The following is a 15345-nucleotide window of genomic DNA, read 5'->3' on the forward strand; positions in this document are numbered from 1 at the left end:
AGCGCCCGTCAGACCGCGGCGTCCAGACGCGCGCGGACCTCGTCGGGCAGGCGCAGGTCCCGTGCGGCCATGGCCTCCGTCAGCTGGTCGAGCGAGCTCACGCCCAGGATCGGGCTGATGCCCTGCGCCAGGAGCCAGGCGAGCACCACCTCGTTGCGCGTCGCGCCGAGCTCGTCGGCGACCTGCGCGAGCACCGCGAGCCGCCGGTGCGTCCCGGGGTGGTCGTAGCCCTCCGACAGCGGGCGGTCGTCGCGCACGTACGCCCCGGTGAGCAGCGGCGAGTAGGCCCACAGGTCGAGGCCCTGCGTGCGCGCCTGGTCCAGCTGGTCCCGCTCGGCGTGCACGTGCCCGCCCTCCGGGAGGGCCACGCCCGGTCGCGGCCAGACGTACGAGTACCGCAGCTGCACCGCCGACCACGGCTCGACGCCGCGATCGCGGGCGATCGCGCGCGCCTGCTCGACCCGCCACGCCGCGTGGTTGGAGGCACCGACCCGCCCGACCTGGCCCGAGGCGACGAGCGCACCGAACGCCCCGACCGTCTCGGCGAGGGGGACGTCGCGGTCCTCGGCGTGCGCCCACAGCAGGTCCACCGAGTCCAGGCCCAGCCGGTCGAGCGACGCCGCGAAGCCCCGCGCGATCGCGTCGGCGGACAGGCCCTCGGAGGACGAGGGCCATGCGTGCGGGACGAGCGGCTGGTGGCGGACCTTGGTGGCGAGCAGCACGCGCTCCCGGACGCCGGGGCGTGCCGCGAACCACCGGCCGAGCAGGCGCTCGCTCTGGCCCCCGACGCCGGAGGGGTCATCCCAGAAGCAGTAGCAGTTCGCGGTGTCGATCCATCGCCCCCCGAGGTCGACGAACGCGTCGAGGAGGTCGGTGGAGAGCGCCTCGTCGGCGCGGGTGCCGAAGTACATGGCCCCGAGGACGGGCTCGGGGGTCCGCTGCGTGGTGTCCATGACGACGAGCGTGCGACCTGGAGCGCGCTCCAGGTCAAGGATTCACGGGGGCCACGTCATCGGGTGCGGCGGCCGCGTCAGGTCGTCCAGCGGACCTCGCCGTCGACCACCGTCCCGGTCGGTCGCATCCCCACCGCGCGGGCCACGCCGGCCGACGCGTCGTGGTCCGGGTGGACGTGGGCGACGAGCGTGCCGACGCCGTCCTCACGCAGCCACCCCGCGACGGCGACCGCGGCCTCGCGCGCGTACCCGCGGCCCTGCTCGTCGCCGGCCACGACCCAGGCCAGCTCCGCCTCGCGCCCGCCGTCCGGGCCGTGCGTCAGCGTGGCCTGCACGGTCCCGACCGCGCGTCCGGTGTCGTGACGGCGCAGCACCCAGTTCAGCCACCCCTGCGTCCCGTCGGGCGAGCTCCCGACGACCTGCCGGGCGTAGAGGTCACCGAGCTCCTCGCGCGACGCAGGATCGCCACCGATGTAGGTGTGGAGGCCCGGGTCGTCGAGGACGTCGAACATCTCGTCGGCGTGGTCCGTGCGCAGCGGCTCGAGCGACAGGCGCGCGGTGGACAGCGGCGCGGCCGGTGTCCATGACGTGGGGGAGGGCATCGGGGCAGTATGCCCGCCGACGGGGCTCACCCGGCCGCGCGGGACGGCACCCGCTGCCCGGCCGCGGCTCGGTCGCCTCACCTACGCTCGTGACGTGCGCCCCGACGTCGTCGTCCTCAACGGTGGGTCCAGCTCGGGCACCACGACGGTCGCGCGGGCGCTGCAGGGCGTGCTCGACGACGCGTGGCTGCTGCTCGGCGTGGACGACCTCGTCGACGCGCTGCCCCGGCAGGGTCCGGGCGCCGCCGCGACCATCACGTTCCCGCCCGACGGGTCCGTGCAGGTCGGGCCCGTGTTCATGCGCGTCCAGGAGGCGTGGCTGGCGGGTGTCGCCGCCATCGCACGGGCGGGGGTCGGCGTGCTGCTCGACGAGGTCCTCCTCGCCGGCGGCGCGTCGCAGGACCGTCTCGCCGCGGCGCTCGCCGGTCTCGACGTGCTGTGGGTCGGCGTGCGGTGCGACGCCGACGTGGCCGCCGCACGCGAGGCCCGTCGCGGGGACCGGGTGACCGGCATGGCGGTGGCCCAGGCCGAGGCCGTCCACCGCGGCGTGCGGTACGACGTCGAGGTCGACACGTCACGGGTGTCGCCGGAGGGCTGCGCGCGGGTGGTCCTGGCGGCGCTCGCGCGCTGACGTCGACAGCGCCCGGCTTTCCGGCGGGCGGCAGCGGGCGCACAGTGGAGGTCCGACCAGAAGGAGACCCCCATGCGCGGCGTGATCATGTACGGCCCCGGTGACGTCCGGGTCGAGGACCGCGAGGACCCGACGATCGTCGAACCGACCGACGCCGTCATCCGCATCACCGCGACGTGCATCTGCGGGTCGGACCTGTGGCCGTACCGCGGTGCGGACCGGGTCGACCGCGCGAAGATGGGGCACGAGTACGTGGGCGTCGTCGAGGAGGTCGGCTCCGCGGTCACGACCGTGAAGCCGGGCGACTTCGTCGTCGGGTCGTTCGTCATCTCGGACGGCACGTGCGAGATCTGCCGTGCCGGCTTCCCGTCGAGCTGCGTGCACCGCGTCTTCGTCGACGGTGCGATCGGCACCCAGGCCGAGAAGGCCCGCATCCCGTTCGCCGACGGCACGCTCGTCGCGACGCCCGGACAGCCCGACCCCGACCTGGTGCCGCACCTGCTCGCGGCCTCCGACGTCCTGGGCACCGGCTGGTACGCCGCCGTCGCCGCGCAGGCCGGCCCCGGCAGGACGGTCGCGGTCGTCGGGGACGGCGCGGTCGGGCTCATGGGTGTGCTCGCGGCCAGGCAGCTCGGCGCCGAGCGTGTCATCGCGATGTCGCGCCACGCCGACCGGCAGGACCTCGCCCGTCACTTCGGCGCCACCGACATCGTCGAGGAGCGCGGTGAGGCGGGCGTCGCACGCATCAAGGAGATGACCCGCGGCCTCGGCGCGCACTCGGTCATCGAGGCCGTCGGCAGCCAGGAGTCGATGACCCAGGCCATCGGTGCGGCCCGGCCCGGCGGGAACGTCGGCTTCGTCGGCGTCAGCCACGACGTCCAGCTGCCCGGTCAGCTGCTGTTCTTCTCCCAGGTGCAGATCCTCGGCGGTCCCGCACCCGTGCGCCGCTTCCTGCCCGACCTCGTCCAGCTCATCTGGGACCGCACGATCGACCCGGGCAAGGTCTTCGACCTCACGCTGCCGCTCGAGCAGGCCGCCGAGGGGTACCGGGCCATGGACGAGCGGCGCGCCACCAAGGTGCTCCTCACCGTCTGAACGGCGGCAGGCGACCCCGACCCACGGAGGACGATCACCATGAAGCTCACGCGAAGCGGCGGCCGGACCGCCGCCGGCCCCGAGGACTGGTTCACCGGCACCGTCCACATCGACGGCGTCCGCACCCCCGACGAGCAGTCCGCGGTCGGCTGCGCCCACGTCCGGTTCGCCCCCGGCGCGCGCACCGCCTGGCACCGCCACCCCCGGGGCCAGACGCTCTACGTCACCGACGGCATCGGCTACGTCGCCGTGCGCGGCGGCGAGGTCCAGGAGATCCGGCCCGGCGACGTCGTGTACGTCGAGCCGGGCGAGGAGCACTGGCACGGCGCCACGCCCGAGCGGTTCATGGCGCACCTCGCGATCCAGGAGGCCGACGAGGACGGCGAGGTCGTCACGTGGCTCGAGCACGTCACCGACGAGGACTACCGCGGCTGACGCGCCGGCGCGCGGCCGGCACCACCGCGGCGTCCCGGGCACGCGGCCGGCAGCCGCGCGCCCGGGCACCCGGTCACCCGGTCACGAGCCCGTGATGGCGGTGATGATCCCCTGCTGCGTCACGGTCGCGGACTGGCGGTCGAACAGCCCGAACCCGTACACGCCGTTGTAGCCGTTGTCCCAGTAGGCGGTGGCCGCGCCGTACTTCTCGGCGAGGGTGACCATGGTGCGGGCGTAGTCGGCGCGGTACCGGTTGTTGGTCGGGTCGGCGCTCGTCTTGTCGATCGCCCCGTACTCACCGATGAACACGGGATAGCCCTGCACGACGAACGCGTCGTACACCTTCTTCAGCTGGTTCTCCATGTGGACCTGGTCGCCCCACGTCGCGCTGCGCGACGGGTCGGTCACGGCCGGGCCCCACTGGGTGGTCGCCCCGCTCTCGGTGCCGGCGAAGTCCCACGGGTCGTAGTAGTGGACGGAGATCATGATCCGCTTGTCGGCGCTCGGGATCGCCGACGACCGGTACTGGTCGGTCGGGATCGTGAAGCCGTAGCCGCCGGTGGTGTAGTCGATGTTGGTGTTCCAGCCCGGGACGAGCAGCCACCGCGAGGCGTTGGTGCCGCCGGTGCGGCGCACCGTGTCGACGAAGACCTGGTTGTACGCGTTGATGTTGGAGTAGCACGGCTGCGTCGGGTTGCCGTACTGCCCGTCGAAGTTCTCGTTCATCGACTCCAGGACCAGTCGGCCGCCGTAGTCCTTGAACGTCGTCGCCACCTGCTCCCAGACCTTCTGGTACTTGGCGCGGATCTGCTCCTGCCCCGACGCGTCGCAGATGAGCCACGCACCGCTGACGCTCTTGAAGCCGTCGCCGTGCATGTTGATCACGACGTACAGCCCGCGGTCGTACGCGAGGTCGACGACCTGCTGGATCCGGCTGAGCCAGGCGCGGTCGACGGTGTGGTCCGGTGCCGCGCCGATCTTGCCGAGGTAGGACACCGGGATGCGGACCGTGTCGAAGCCGGCGGCCTTGACCTGGTCGAGCAGGGCACCCGTGATCACCGGGTTGCCCCACGCGGTCTCGCTGGGCACCCCGTCGATGCTGGCCTCGAGCTGGTTGCCGAGGTTCCAGCCCTGCCCCATCTCGGCGACGAGCCGTGCGGGGTCGGCCGTGACCGTGCCGGTGGACGGCGTGGGGGTCGGGGTCGGGGTGGTGGTCGGGCTCGTCGTCGGGCGGGGCGACTGCGTCGCGGTCGCGGACGGCGACGTCGACGGTGACGCGGTCGGTGAGGCGGTCGGCGTGGCCGCCGCGCCGGTGCACGCGACGCCGTTGAGCGTGAACGCGGTCGGCACGGGGTTGCTGCCGGCGAACGTGCCGTTGAAGCCGAACGACGCGGTGCCGTTGGTCGGCACGGTGCCGTTGTACGCGGCGTTGCGCACGGACACGGCGGTCCCCGTCTGGGCGACGGTGCCGTTCCACAGCTGGTTGACGGTCTGCCCCGCGCCGAACGAGAAGCGCAGGTCCCACGCGGTGAGCGGGTCCCCGAGGTTGGTCACCTGCACGGCGGCGTTGAAGCCGCCCGGCCACTGGCTCGCCACGGTGTAGTCGACGCGGCAGCCTGCGGCGGCGGTCGCGGGGCTGGTGATCGCGACCGAGCCGACGAGCGCGACGAGTACCGCCGTGGTCGTGGTCAGCGCCTTGCGGAGAGCGTGCACGGGGAGTCCCTCTCAGGAGTGCGGACGAGCGCGCGCCAAGACCACCAGGCACGGCGCTCCCGCGCAGTCGTCGAAGCGTTTCACCGCCGTCGGTTCCTTACGGATCGCGTAGCGCGCGTCCTGGGGCGACCCCCTTCAGGGAGCGTCGGCAGCAGGCGCTGTCCGTGTGACGCCCTGCGGTGTTGGCTAGGGCGATGCCCTTCTCCCCGATGCCCGAGCGCCTCGACACCGAGCGGTTCGTGCTGACCCCCGAGGAGCCCTCGGACGTCCCGTGGCTCGCGGAGCTGTTCACGGCGCGCGGTGCAGGCCCGGTGACGCACGACGCGGCGTGGCAGCGCATGGCGGCGATGCACGAGCTGACGCGCCGGCACGGGATCGGCGTCTACGTCCTGCGGCCGCGTGACGGGACCGCGCCCGTCGGCTACGTCGGCCTGGTCGTGGGCCGGTGCACCGTCGAGGAGCCCGAGCTCGCGTACGAGCTGCTGCCCGCCGCGCACGGCCGCGGCTACGCGACGGAGGCGGCGCGCGTCGTCCTCGACGCGGTCCTCGCGACGGGCCGGGACAGGGTCTGGGCCACGGTGCGCGAGTCGAACGCGGCGTCGCTGCGCGTGCTGGCCAAGCTCGGCGGCTTCGAGGTGCGCAGGGTCACGACCGACGAGCACGGTCGGGTGCTGTGGCACGTCCGTGAGCAGGACGCGCGGGCTGGGTCACGGTGAGAGACGTCGCCCGACCGGTCCCTCCTCAGGCGCCGGGGTCGGTGGCCGCCGCCCCCACACCGGCACCCGCTCGGGCCGCGGGCCGACGCCGACGAGGCGGGCCGTGAGCGTGCTGAGCGCGGGCACCCGCCGCAGGAGCCGGAGCACGCCGACGGGCGGCCCGCCGTCCGCCCCGGCGACGACGGGCCCGATGGCCCGTGCGTGCATCGCGCGCTGCACCCCCTGGATGACCGCGGTGGGCAGGCGGCGACGGGCCTGCACGCGGGCGACGACGTGCGCGGGGAACGCGTCCCGGAACGCCCCCGACCGCAGCGGCGCGGCGAGGAGGCGTGCCGCCGCGATCGCGTCCTGCACCGCGAGGTTGACCCCGACGCCGCCGACGGGCGACATCGCGTGCGCGGCGTCGCCAAGGCACAGCACGCCGGGCGCGGACCAGCGGCGCAACCGCTCGAGGCGCACGTCGAGGTGCTTGACGTCGTCCATCGAGGCGAGGCGGTGGACGTCGTCGGCGACCTCGGGGACGAGCTCGGCCACCTCGGCCCGGAACGCCTCGATCCCACGCTCCCGCAGCGCGGCGTCGTTGCCCTTGGGGCCCAGGTACGCCATCTGCAGGTAGCCCTCGCGGGGGATCGTCACGAGCGCGCGCCCCGGGGTGAGGCGCGGCATGAGCGCACCGCCGACGGGGTGGCTCGTGGGGACCTTGAACCACCAGACGTCGAACGGGACACCGAACTGCCGGGAGGGGAACCCGACGGCGCGTCGCACGACCGACCAGCGGCCGTCGCACGCCACGACGAGGTCGGCCCCCAGGGTTCCCTCGCCCTGCGGCGTCCGGTACCTGACGCCCGTCACGCGGTCGCCGGTGCGGACGACGTCGGTCACCTCGTGCTCGCGCAGCAGCGTGAACCCCGGCTCGGCGCCCGCCGCGTCGGCGAGCAGGTCGAGCAGGTCCCACTGCGGGACCATCGCGATGTACGGGTACCGCACGCGCAGGCGCGAGAAGTCGACGGCGGCCACGGGCGCGCCGCCCGACGGGTCGGGCAGCCGGATGGCCTCGACGCGCGAGTGCGGCAGCGCGAGGAAGCGGTCGATGAGCCCGAGGTCGTCGAGCGCCTGCAGCGTCGACGGGTGGACGGTGTCGCCGCGGAAGTCCCGCAGGAAGTCGGCGTGCTTCTCGAGGACCGTGACCTCGACGCCGGCGCGCGCCAGCAGCAGGCCGAGCATGAGGCCGGCGGGTCCGCCGCCGACGACCGCGCACGTCGTCCGATCCTGCGTCGTTCGATCCTGCGTACCGTTCGTCGTCATCGGGACCCCCTGTCCTCGGGGGACATCCTGCCCGATCTGCGCGGTCTGTCCAGGTCTCGTCCGTCGTGACGCGACCGCCGGTGTCAGGTGGCGCTGCGCACCGCGTGGTGCACGTAGACCGCGCCGTTGGTGAACCGGCGGTGGTCCAGCAGCTCCAGGTCGGCTCGCACGCCCCGCGGCAGGGCAGGCTTGCCGCCGCCCACGACCACCGGGCAGAGCAGCAGCACGATCTCGTCGACGAGCCCGTGCCGGAACGCCTCCGCCCCGAGGATCGCGCCGCCGACGCTGAGGTCAGCGGTGGACTCCTCCTTGAGTCGTCGCACCGCCTCGGGGTCGAACGCCCGCTCGATCCGCGTGCGCGCCGTGGACACCGCGTCGAGCGTCGTGGAGTAGACGACCTTGTCCGCGTCGCGCCAGATCCCCGCGTACTCGCGGACGACGGCCGGCTGGTCCGTCAGCCAGTCGTCGTCCTCCCAGACGCGCATCGTCTCGTACATGCGCCGGCCGTACAGCGACGTGCCGATGCCGCGCTCGTGCTCGTTCCAGAAGGCGTGCACCTCTTCGTCGGGCACCGAGAAGTCGAACGCGCCGCTCTCGTCCTCCAGGTAGCCGTCGAGCGAGGTGTTGGCCGCGTAGATGAGCTTGCCCATGGGTGCCTCCGGTGACGAGACCTCAGGTTGGCAGCGGCGGGGAGGCGCGGGCAAGGGATGGATGCGGGAGCAGGCTGTGTGCTGCGCGCGGGCACTGCCTCAGGAGGGTCGCACGTGACGGCCGGATCCACCGCGAAAGGCACAACGACCGTGCGTGCGTGTTGCGTTTGTGGTGGTTACCTTCTACCGTCGATCCATGCGCAGCGTCTCGATGCCGTCGGGCGACCAGCTCCTCACCACCGGTGAGGCCGCACGCGTGCTCGGCACGTCCCGCCAGCACGTCGTGAACCTGACGAAGCGCGGAGACCTTCCCTACGAGACGACCGGCACGCACCGTCGTGTCCGCCTGTCCGACGTGGACCGCGTGCGGTACTCCACCCAACGACTATCGGCCGACCAGCGACGTTCCCTCCATCTGGCGTACGCGATCGCCGGCAAGCTGGTCCAGGACCCTGCGCTCGTCGACGTCGCACGCCAGAACCTCGAGCGCATGCGTGCGCGGCACACTCGTGGGCGCCCCGCGCAGTGGTTGGCGCAGTGGCAGGAGCTGCTCGACGGCCCGCTCGACGAGCTGTTGATCGCCCTGACGTCGCCCTCGCAGCGCTCGCGTGAGCTGAGGCAGAACTCCCCGTTCGCCGGTGTCCTGACCGACGACGAGCGTCGTGCAGCCCTGGCGTCGACACGGTGAAGCGGGCCGAGCTCGCTCACATCCTCCGTGCAGCGTCACGCATCACTGACACCACCGACATCGTCATCGTCGGGTCGCAGTCGATCCTCGGGTCGTTCGACGAGGACGACCTGCCTGACGAGGCTGTCGGGTCCATCGAGGCCGATGTCGCGTTCCTCGGCGACGGCTCCGCAGAGAAGGCGCTGGCCGTCGACGGGGCCATCGGCGAGGACTCCGGCTTCCACCAGATGTACGGCTACTACGGCCAAGGCGTCGAGATCGACGGTCTGATCGTCCTGCCCGAGGGTTGGCAGGGCCGGATCGTGCGGTGGGAGTCCCAGTCCTCGGCACCCGGTCGGGCTCTGTGCCTGGACCCGCACGACCTCGCGATCTCCAAGCTCGTCGCGTACCGGGAGAAGGACCAGGAGTTCGTGTACGCCATGCTCAAGGCCGGTCTGCTCAACCCGCCGCTTCTCCTGGAGCGACTGGCTGCCACCGACGTCCCACGGCCGCACGCCCGCCGGATCGCGTCGTGGGTGCAGGCGATGGCTGAACGGGTGACGCGCTGAGGCCCTGCTGACCGCCGGCGAGCTCTCCTCTCCGCGGTGATCGTGGGGCTCGCCGGGCGAGCTGGGCGTCCATCCGTCCGGACGCACGACCGGCCGGGGCGCCCTCGCCCCGGCCGGTCGTCGCAGCGCTGCCGGTCAGGCTCAGCTCGCGCTGCAGGTGGCGCTCAGGTTGCTGCCACTGCCGTTGGCGATGAAGCCCGCGGTGGTCGAGGCGCCTGCGGCGAGACTCCCGTTCCAGCCCGCGTTGGCGAGCGTGTCGGAGCCGCTGAGCGTCGAGCTCCACGCCTGCGTGATCGTCGCGCCGTTCACGGTGACCTTCCAGCCGTTGATCGCGGCGCTGCCGGCCTTGACGGTGACCTCACCCTGGAACCCGCTGCCCCAGGAGTTGGCGGCACGCACGGTGGCGGTGCAGGCGCCGTTGCCCGGCTGCGGCGCCGGGGTCGTCGCCGTCGGCTGCGGCGCCGGCGTCGTCGCGGTGGGCTGCGGTGCCGGCGTGGTGGCCGTCGGCTGCGGTGCCGGGTTGCCGCCGGGCGTGATGTAGGCGTCGATGCACTGGTAGAAGGCGTTCACCGTGTCGGCGATGTTCCACCGGACGAAGATCTTGTGGTTGCCCGTCGGCAGGTTGTTGATCTGGTGGGTGAACCGCTTGGGCGGCATCGCCCCGTTGTCGTTGATCGTGGTGTGCAGCTGGCCGTCCACGAAGTACTCCCACGTCGATGTGGAGTGGTTCGCGACGATGTCCCACGTGAACGTCTGGTTGGTGCTGACCGCCTGGCGCGGCCAGGTGCGGGACTCGTTGTCGAGCTCGGTGAAGCGGCCGCCGCCGGAGCACAGCATCGAGCCCTTCTTGGCCTCGACGCTCCACGGCTCGTACTGGACCGGGCCGCAGTTGCTGATCGCGCCGGTGTAGCAGAGGTCCTGCCGGCTCGGCGGGTCGGAGATCCACCCGTGGGCCTGTGCCGACGGCGGGGGTGCGAGCGTGAGCATCGCGAACGCCAGTGCGATCGCCGCCAGGGCGGACAGGAGCAGCCGCGCGGGGGCGGGTCGTCGGGCATGGGGGAGAGCGGTGGATCTCATGCTGGGTCACCTCGACCGGGTGTGGGTCGGATACGGACGGTCGCGATCGAACGTACGTGTGTACGAGCCGGGCAGACAGGGCAAGAACCGTTTCACCGACGGTCGGGACCGGCCCGGCTCACGGGCGTCGGCCTGTCCGGCAGGAGGGGGATTTCGCGTGCGTCAGGCGGGCGCGGCGCTGTGCGGCGGGCAACCGTCGTCGGCACCCGACGGCCCGGCGGTGACAATGCCGCATGCGTCTCTTGCTGCTGCGGCACGGCCAGACCCCGTCGAACGTGCGAGGACTCGTCGACACCGCCATCCCGGGCCCGGGGCTCACCGCGCTGGGCGAGCGACAGGCCGCTGCGGTGCCGCCGGCGCTGCAGGGAAGGCGCATCGACGCGATCGCGGTCTCGACCCTGGTGCGCACGGCGCTCACCGCGGCTCCGCTCGCGGACCGGCTGAACCTCGCACCGACGACCTACGACGGGCTGCGGGAGGTCGAGGCCGGCGACCTGGAGATGTCCAGCGGTCACGAGTCGCACCAGGCCTATCTCTCCACGGTGTTCGCGTGGGCGCGCGGGGACACGAGCCGGCGCATGCCGGGCGGGCCCGACGGGGCGGCGTTCCTGGCCCGGTTCGACGACGCCGTGGCGCAGGTCGTCGCCGCGGGCGGGAGCACCGCGGTCGTGGTCTCGCACGGAGCCGCCATCCGGTGCTGGGCGGGCGCCCGCGTCGCAGGTCTCGACGTCGACGACGTCGAGCAGACGCCTCTGGACAACACCGGCGTGATCGAGATCGACGGCGACCCCGTCGGTGGGTGGCGGCTCGTCGCATGGTCGGCCGACCCCCTGGGCGGCCCGACGCTGCGCGACGACGCGGGCGCCGATCCGACCGGCGAGCCGCTCGACGCGTGACGGCGCACGCCGTTGCCATGCCGAGCATGGGGGGTTCTCGTCGGGCTGCGTGGCTGGACGGTCTCGCAGGCCTCGTACGTCGTTCCTTGAGCTGGTGGTCGCGATCGGCGTCCGTCCGCGTCAGCTCACGCAGCGGGCCGAGATCCTTCGTCGAGTCGTCCGTCGAGCATCCGGACCGTCCGGTCGACCGAACCCCAGCGTCGAGGCGTCGTGCGACACCACGAGTGTGGCCGCGTCCAGCTCTCGGGCGAGGCGGGTGATGAGGTCGATCACCTGGGTGCCGCGGACGTGGTCGAGCGCCGAGGTGGGTTCGTCGACCAGGAGGACCTGAGGGGTGCCGATCAGGGCACGCGCGATCGCCACGCGCTGCCGCTGGCCGCCGGAGAGCTGCGCCGGTCGCTTGTGCGCGTGGTCGCTCATCCCCACCTCGGCGAGAAGGTCCATGGCCTGTGCTCGCATGCTGGCGGGCCGGTTGCCGCGCAGGTGCGCGTGCAGCTCGAGCTGCTCGAGCGCGGTCAGCGATCCCAGCAGCTGGGGGGACTGGAAGACGATGCCGATCCGGTCGAGCCGCGTCCGGGTGGCTGCCGCGACGGTGGTACCCGGGTGGAAGACGACGTCCTGGCCGATCCGGACGGTGCCTGCGGTGGGCGGGGTGAGGCCCCCGGCCACTGCCAGCAGGCTCGACTTACCGGAACCTGACGGGCCCAGCAGGGCCGTCGTGGTTCCCGAGGGGATCGTCACGTCCACGTCGTCGACGGCGGTGAGCGTGGAGCCACCGTCCGGGTAGACGAGGGTGATGGTGTCCAGGTGCAGGTCCATGGCGTCTTCCTTCTGTGCTCAGCGCGCGGCGAGAGCGGCGTGGGGGTCGATGGTGGTGATGCGGGCGATGGCCAGGACCGCGCCGACGAGGCCGAGGGCGATCAGTGCTGCCGCGGGCACCAGCGTCGTCGTGGTGGTGACGACCACGGGGACGAGCCCGGACAGGAGCGTGGCGCCGACGGCGGCCACACCGGTGCCGAGACCGACCCCGATGACGAGGATGAGGAGCGCCTGGCCGATGGCGTCGCGGAGCAGGTAGCGGGTGGAGGCACCGAGCGCCTTGAGGACGGCGATGTCGCCGAAGCGACTGATCGTCCACACGGTGAAGAACGCGCCGACCACCAGTGCCGAGATCGCGACCAGGAAGGCCTGCATCGTCAGCAGCGACCCGTTCTCCGACGAGAACGAGCTGATGGCGGCTCGTGCCTCGCTGACACCGCGCGTGGTGGTGCCCTCGGCGGCGTCGGTGCGGCGGACGGTGTCGTCGTCGACGTCGCCGGTCACGGCGAGCACGGTCGCGACAGCCTCCTCGTCGGACGCAGGCGCCCCGGCGCCGATCGCCTGCCAGTCGGCGAGGGCGACCCAGACGACGGGGGTGTGGGCGTAGGACGCGTCGACGTCGAGGACGGTCCCCACCTGCAGGTCCTGGCCGCCGAGGCTCACCGTGTCGCCGGCGGCCACCGACATGCCGTCCGCAGCGCCGCGGGACACGGTCACGGTCCCGCCGGTCGGCGCGGGCGTGCGGGCGGGCAGCAGGCCCGAACCCGGCTCGACACCGAAGGCGGTGACGGCGGCGGTCGTGGCCGCCGACTGCGCGCGTGTGGTGGCCACGCCCAGCAGCTCGACGTCCTCGACGCCGGCCGCCGCGGACCAGGCGTCCCTCTGGGCGGAGGTGACGGTCGACGCGGTGAAGTCCGGGCCGTCGTCCGCCGCAGGCATCGTGAACGTGAGGTGGTCGACCGGTAGGTCCGTGACGGCCGACGTCGACTCCCGGGCGAGGCCGGCGGTCAGCGAGGAGAGGAACGCCACGAGGAAGGTGATCAGCGCGATCACGACGAGCATGAGGGCGAAGCGGCCACGGGCGTGGCGCAGGTCGCGCAGCGCGACGAACATGGGACCTCCTGGGTTGCGGGCTGCAACCAGCCTGCGCCGATCCAGGACTCCGGCCATCGCGCCCAGGAACGCACCTCGGCAGACGAAGGGTGGCCACCCGGCTCCACCTTTCGGCCGATGTGCCCCGCGGGGCCCTGGCTACCGTGGCAGGGTGCGCGCACACACCCTGCCGTCGGTGACCCGGCGCCTGCTCGTCGGGCTCGACGTCCTGGTGGCCGGCCTCGTCGTCGTGGCCGTGCTGCGCGCCCCCGAGTCCGTGCCGCAGTGGGCGACCCTGCTGACAGCCGCGGTGTTCACGGGTCTGTACGGAGTGGGGCGCGCCACGATCCGGGTCCACGAGGCGCCCCTGGACGCTGCTCGGGGCCGATGGTGGCCGGCGGGAGCGTGGATCACCGCGCTGATCGTCGTCTGGACGATCCTCCTGCAGCTCAGCGCAGGCGCCCTGTGGATCGCCTTCCCGTTGATGCTGCTGCAGATGCACGTCCTCGGCCCGCACCGTGGGGTGCTCGCCGTGGCCGTGACCACCGTCGTCGCGGGCGTCGACGGCATGCTGGAGCGCGCCGCCACGGACACCTCCATCGCGCCGGCGCTCGGACCAGCCGTCGGTGCTGCCGTCGCCGTGGCCGTCACGCTGGGGCTCGAAGCGCTCGTGCGCGAGTCCCAGGAGCGGCAGCGGATGCTCGAGGAGCTCGCCCGCGCCCGCCACGAGGTCGCGGCGGCCGAGCAGGAGGCGGCGATCGCGACCGAGAGGGAACGCCTCGCCCGCGAGATCCACGACACCCTCGCGCAGGGCTACTCGGCGATCGAGCTCCTCCTCCGGGCAGCGGACCAGAGCGTGGGACACGACGACACCCGCACTCACGCCTACATCGGCCAGGCTCGCAGCACCGCCCAGGAGAACCTCGCCGAGGCCCGCCGTTTCGTCCGTGCCCTCGCCCCGGCGGACCTGGACGGCACGACCCTCGTCGCGGCGCTGCATCGCATCGCTGACCGGACCCAGGCAGCGGCGGTCAGCGCCCCGGCCACCGACCGCGGTCCTCAGGCCGCGGCGCCGGCGTCCCTGACCGTTCGGGTCCACACCTCAGGCACTCCCCGTGCTCTTCCCCTGCAGGTCGAAGCCGCGCTGGTGCGCATCGCGCAGTCGGCACTGGCCAACGTCGTCCAGCACGCCGCCGCCCGGCACGCGACGCTGACGCTCACCTTCCTGCCCGAGGAGGTCATCCTCGACGTGGTCGACGACGGATGCGGCTTCGATCCGGACCGACACCCCGGACCGGCCCGGCACGGTGGCTTCGGGCTCATCGCGATGCGCTCCCGCGCCCGCGAGCTCGGCGGCTCCCTCACGATCGAGACCAGCCCTGGCGACGGTACGGCGCTCGCCGTCCGTGTCCCTGCCCGCGACGAGGACGGCGCAGCCCAGAGCCCACCCGCCCGCGGCGAGCAGCACGAGGAGGACCGGTGATCGACGTCGTGCTCACGGACGACCACCCGGTCGTGCGCGCCGGTCTGCGGGCGGTGATCGAGCACGAACCCGACATGCACGTCGTGGATGAGCTGGGCACCGCCGAGGAGCTCCTGGCGTTCGTGCGCGGTGGTGGACGTGCCGACGTGCTCCTCCTCGACCTCCAGTTCGGTCCAGGGCGCCTCGGCGGGGCGGACGCCACCCGGCAGATCGTCCAGGCCGGCGGGCCCCCGGTGCTCATCCTGACGACCTACGCCTCGGACACCGACATCCTCAGCGCCGTCGAAGCAGGCGCCATCGGATATCTGCTCAAGGACGCGCCCACCGACGAGCTCACGTCCGCCATCCGGTCCGCGGCCGGCGGAGCCGTGACCCTCGGGCCGACCGTGCAGGCGCGTCTCCTGGACCGCATACGCCGTCCCGGCGTCTCGCTCACCCTGCGCGAGCTCGAGATCCTCCGCATGGTCGCGCTCGGCCGCTCCAACGACACCATCGCACGCGAGCTCTTCATCTCCCGCGCGACCGTGAAGTCCCACCTCGCCCACACCTACGACAAGCTCGGCGTCCAGTCGCGTACCGAGGCAGTCGCCGTGGCTCGCGAACGCGGCCTGCTCCCGGGCTGACGCGGCGGTCGGCTCCCCG

General features: G+C 73.0%; 16 protein-coding genes and 1 pseudogene. 9 read left to right on the forward strand and 8 right to left on the reverse strand.

Translation table 11 applies throughout. From position 1 onward, the window contains the following. Positions 1-8: 8 nt before the first annotated feature. Both H9657_RS13930 and H9657_RS13935 read right to left on the reverse strand, forming a co-directional pair. Positions 9-953 carry an aldo/keto reductase gene (locus tag H9657_RS13930; protein WP_191784021.1) on the reverse strand — a complete coding sequence of 315 codons (945 nt, stop codon included), beginning with the start codon at positions 951-953 and terminating at the stop codon, positions 9-11. Positions 954-1030: 77 nt separating this feature from the next. Further along, positions 1031-1555 carry a GNAT family N-acetyltransferase gene (locus H9657_RS13935; protein ID WP_191784022.1) on the reverse strand — a complete coding sequence of 175 codons (525 nt, stop codon included), beginning with the start codon at positions 1553-1555 and terminating at the stop codon, positions 1031-1033. 94 nt (positions 1556-1649) lie between these two features. On the opposite strand from H9657_RS13935, the gene H9657_RS13940 reads away from it, so the two are divergent. From H9657_RS13940 to H9657_RS13950, 3 genes are all read left to right on the forward strand, one after another. Beyond that, positions 1650-2186: a chloramphenicol phosphotransferase CPT family protein gene (locus H9657_RS13940; RefSeq protein ID WP_191784023.1), complete on the forward strand. Its 537-nt coding sequence runs from the start codon at positions 1650-1652 to the stop codon at positions 2184-2186. A 72-nt stretch (positions 2187-2258) separates the two neighbouring features. Next, the gene (locus H9657_RS13945) at positions 2259-3281 is read left to right on the forward strand and encodes a zinc-dependent alcohol dehydrogenase family protein (RefSeq protein WP_191784024.1); all 1023 of its coding nucleotides are present in this window, start codon (positions 2259-2261) and stop codon (positions 3279-3281) included. A 39-nt stretch (positions 3282-3320) separates the two neighbouring features. Next, positions 3321-3716, forward strand: a complete 396-nt coding sequence (locus H9657_RS13950; protein ID WP_191784025.1) for a (R)-mandelonitrile lyase — start codon at positions 3321-3323, stop codon at positions 3714-3716. Positions 3717-3797: 81 nt separating this feature from the next. Here the strand turns inward: H9657_RS13950 and H9657_RS13955 are convergent, their stop codons facing one another. After that, positions 3798-5429: a cellulase family glycosylhydrolase gene (locus tag H9657_RS13955; protein ID WP_191784026.1), complete on the reverse strand. Its 1632-nt coding sequence runs from the start codon at positions 5427-5429 to the stop codon at positions 3798-3800. A gap of 194 nt (positions 5430-5623) precedes the next feature. Between H9657_RS13955 and H9657_RS13960 the strand changes: the two genes are divergently transcribed. Further along, on the forward strand, positions 5624-6145 hold the full coding sequence (locus H9657_RS13960) for a GNAT family N-acetyltransferase (protein ID WP_191784027.1): 522 nt from the start codon (positions 5624-5626) through the stop codon (positions 6143-6145). Here H9657_RS13960 and H9657_RS13965 read toward each other — a convergent pair. Both H9657_RS13965 and H9657_RS13970 read right to left on the reverse strand, forming a co-directional pair. Further along, entirely contained in the window at positions 6137-7450 is a 1314-nt protein-coding gene (locus tag H9657_RS13965) for an FAD-dependent oxidoreductase (RefSeq protein WP_191784028.1), read from the reverse strand. The two genes, H9657_RS13960 and H9657_RS13965, sit on opposite strands and share 9 nt — an antisense overlap. A gap of 83 nt (positions 7451-7533) precedes the next feature. Beyond that, positions 7534-8100 (reverse strand): dihydrofolate reductase family protein, encoded by a 567-nt coding sequence (locus H9657_RS13970; protein ID WP_191784029.1) that lies wholly within the window; start codon positions 8098-8100, stop codon positions 7534-7536. 196 nt (positions 8101-8296) lie between these two features. Between H9657_RS13970 and H9657_RS13975 the strand changes: the two genes are divergently transcribed. Together H9657_RS13975 and H9657_RS13980 are read left to right on the forward strand one after the other, a co-directional pair. Next, the gene (locus H9657_RS13975) at positions 8297-8788 is read left to right on the forward strand and encodes a helix-turn-helix domain-containing protein (protein ID WP_191784030.1); all 492 of its coding nucleotides are present in this window, start codon (positions 8297-8299) and stop codon (positions 8786-8788) included. After that, positions 8785-9336 (forward strand): DUF6036 family nucleotidyltransferase, encoded by a 552-nt coding sequence (locus H9657_RS13980; protein ID WP_191784031.1) that lies wholly within the window; start codon positions 8785-8787, stop codon positions 9334-9336. Before H9657_RS13975 ends, H9657_RS13980 begins: the two co-directional genes overlap by 4 nt. 141 nt (positions 9337-9477) lie before the next feature. Here the strand turns inward: H9657_RS13980 and H9657_RS19225 are convergent, their stop codons facing one another. Further along, a complete protein-coding gene (locus H9657_RS19225; RefSeq protein ID WP_225215324.1) occupies positions 9478-10413 on the reverse strand; it encodes a lytic polysaccharide monooxygenase in 936 nt (311 codons plus the stop codon). Positions 10414-10646: 233 nt separating this feature from the next. On the opposite strand from H9657_RS19225, the gene H9657_RS13990 reads away from it, so the two are divergent. Next, positions 10647-11309, forward strand: coding sequence for a histidine phosphatase family protein (locus tag H9657_RS13990; RefSeq protein WP_191784032.1), 663 nt, complete (start codon positions 10647-10649; stop codon positions 11307-11309). Between the two features lie 120 nt (positions 11310-11429). On the opposite strand, the pseudogene H9657_RS13995 reads toward H9657_RS13990, so the two are convergent. Further along, positions 11430-12035, reverse strand: a pseudogene (locus H9657_RS13995) (ABC transporter ATP-binding protein); the annotation flags it as partial. A gap of 111 nt (positions 12036-12146) precedes the next feature. After that, entirely contained in the window at positions 12147-13241 is a 1095-nt protein-coding gene (locus H9657_RS14000) for an ABC transporter permease (protein ID WP_191784033.1), read from the reverse strand. Between the two features lie 151 nt (positions 13242-13392). Between H9657_RS14000 and H9657_RS14005 the strand changes: the two genes are divergently transcribed. Both H9657_RS14005 and H9657_RS14010 read left to right on the forward strand, forming a co-directional pair. Then, positions 13393-14703, forward strand: coding sequence for a sensor histidine kinase (locus tag H9657_RS14005; RefSeq protein ID WP_318241505.1), 1311 nt, complete (start codon positions 13393-13395; stop codon positions 14701-14703). Next, complete coding sequence (locus tag H9657_RS14010) at positions 14700-15326, forward strand: LuxR C-terminal-related transcriptional regulator (protein WP_191784035.1); 627 nt, start codon at positions 14700-14702, stop codon at positions 15324-15326. Before H9657_RS14005 ends, H9657_RS14010 begins: the two co-directional genes overlap by 4 nt. The last annotated feature ends 19 nt before the right edge of the window (positions 15327-15345 follow it).

The sequence above is a fragment of the Cellulomonas avistercoris genome (assembly GCF_014836445.1).
Lineage (GTDB): Bacteria > Actinomycetota > Actinomycetes > Actinomycetales > Cellulomonadaceae > Cellulomonas > Cellulomonas avistercoris.

What these genes read in the sequence shown, in the direction of transcription:
- H9657_RS13945 (WP_191784024.1), top strand. Translation starts at nt 2,259, where the DNA reads ATGCGCGGCGTGATCATGTACGGCCCCGGTGACGTCCGGGTCGAGGAC.
- H9657_RS13990 (WP_191784032.1), top strand. Translation starts at nt 10,647, where the DNA reads ATGCGTCTCTTGCTGCTGCGGCACGGCCAGACCCCGTCGAACGTGCGA.
- H9657_RS14000 (WP_191784033.1), bottom strand. Translation starts at nt 13,241, where the DNA reads ATGTTCGTCGCGCTGCGCGACCTGCGCCACGCCCGTGGCCGCTTCGCC.
- H9657_RS13960 (WP_191784027.1), top strand. Translation starts at nt 5,624, where the DNA reads ATGCCCTTCTCCCCGATGCCCGAGCGCCTCGACACCGAGCGGTTCGTG.
- H9657_RS19225 (WP_225215324.1), bottom strand. Translation starts at nt 10,413, where the DNA reads ATGAGATCCACCGCTCTCCCCCATGCCCGACGACCCGCCCCCGCGCGG.
- H9657_RS13975 (WP_191784030.1), top strand. Translation starts at nt 8,297, where the DNA reads ATGCGCAGCGTCTCGATGCCGTCGGGCGACCAGCTCCTCACCACCGGT.
- H9657_RS13930 (WP_191784021.1), bottom strand. Translation starts at nt 953, where the DNA reads ATGGACACCACGCAGCGGACCCCCGAGCCCGTCCTCGGGGCCATGTAC.
- H9657_RS13950 (WP_191784025.1), top strand. Translation starts at nt 3,321, where the DNA reads ATGAAGCTCACGCGAAGCGGCGGCCGGACCGCCGCCGGCCCCGAGGAC.
- H9657_RS13970 (WP_191784029.1), bottom strand. Translation starts at nt 8,100, where the DNA reads ATGGGCAAGCTCATCTACGCGGCCAACACCTCGCTCGACGGCTACCTG.
- H9657_RS13935 (WP_191784022.1), bottom strand. Translation starts at nt 1,555, where the DNA reads ATGCCCTCCCCCACGTCATGGACACCGGCCGCGCCGCTGTCCACCGCG.
- H9657_RS13965 (WP_191784028.1), bottom strand. Translation starts at nt 7,450, where the DNA reads ATGACGACGAACGGTACGCAGGATCGAACGACGCAGGATCGGACGACG.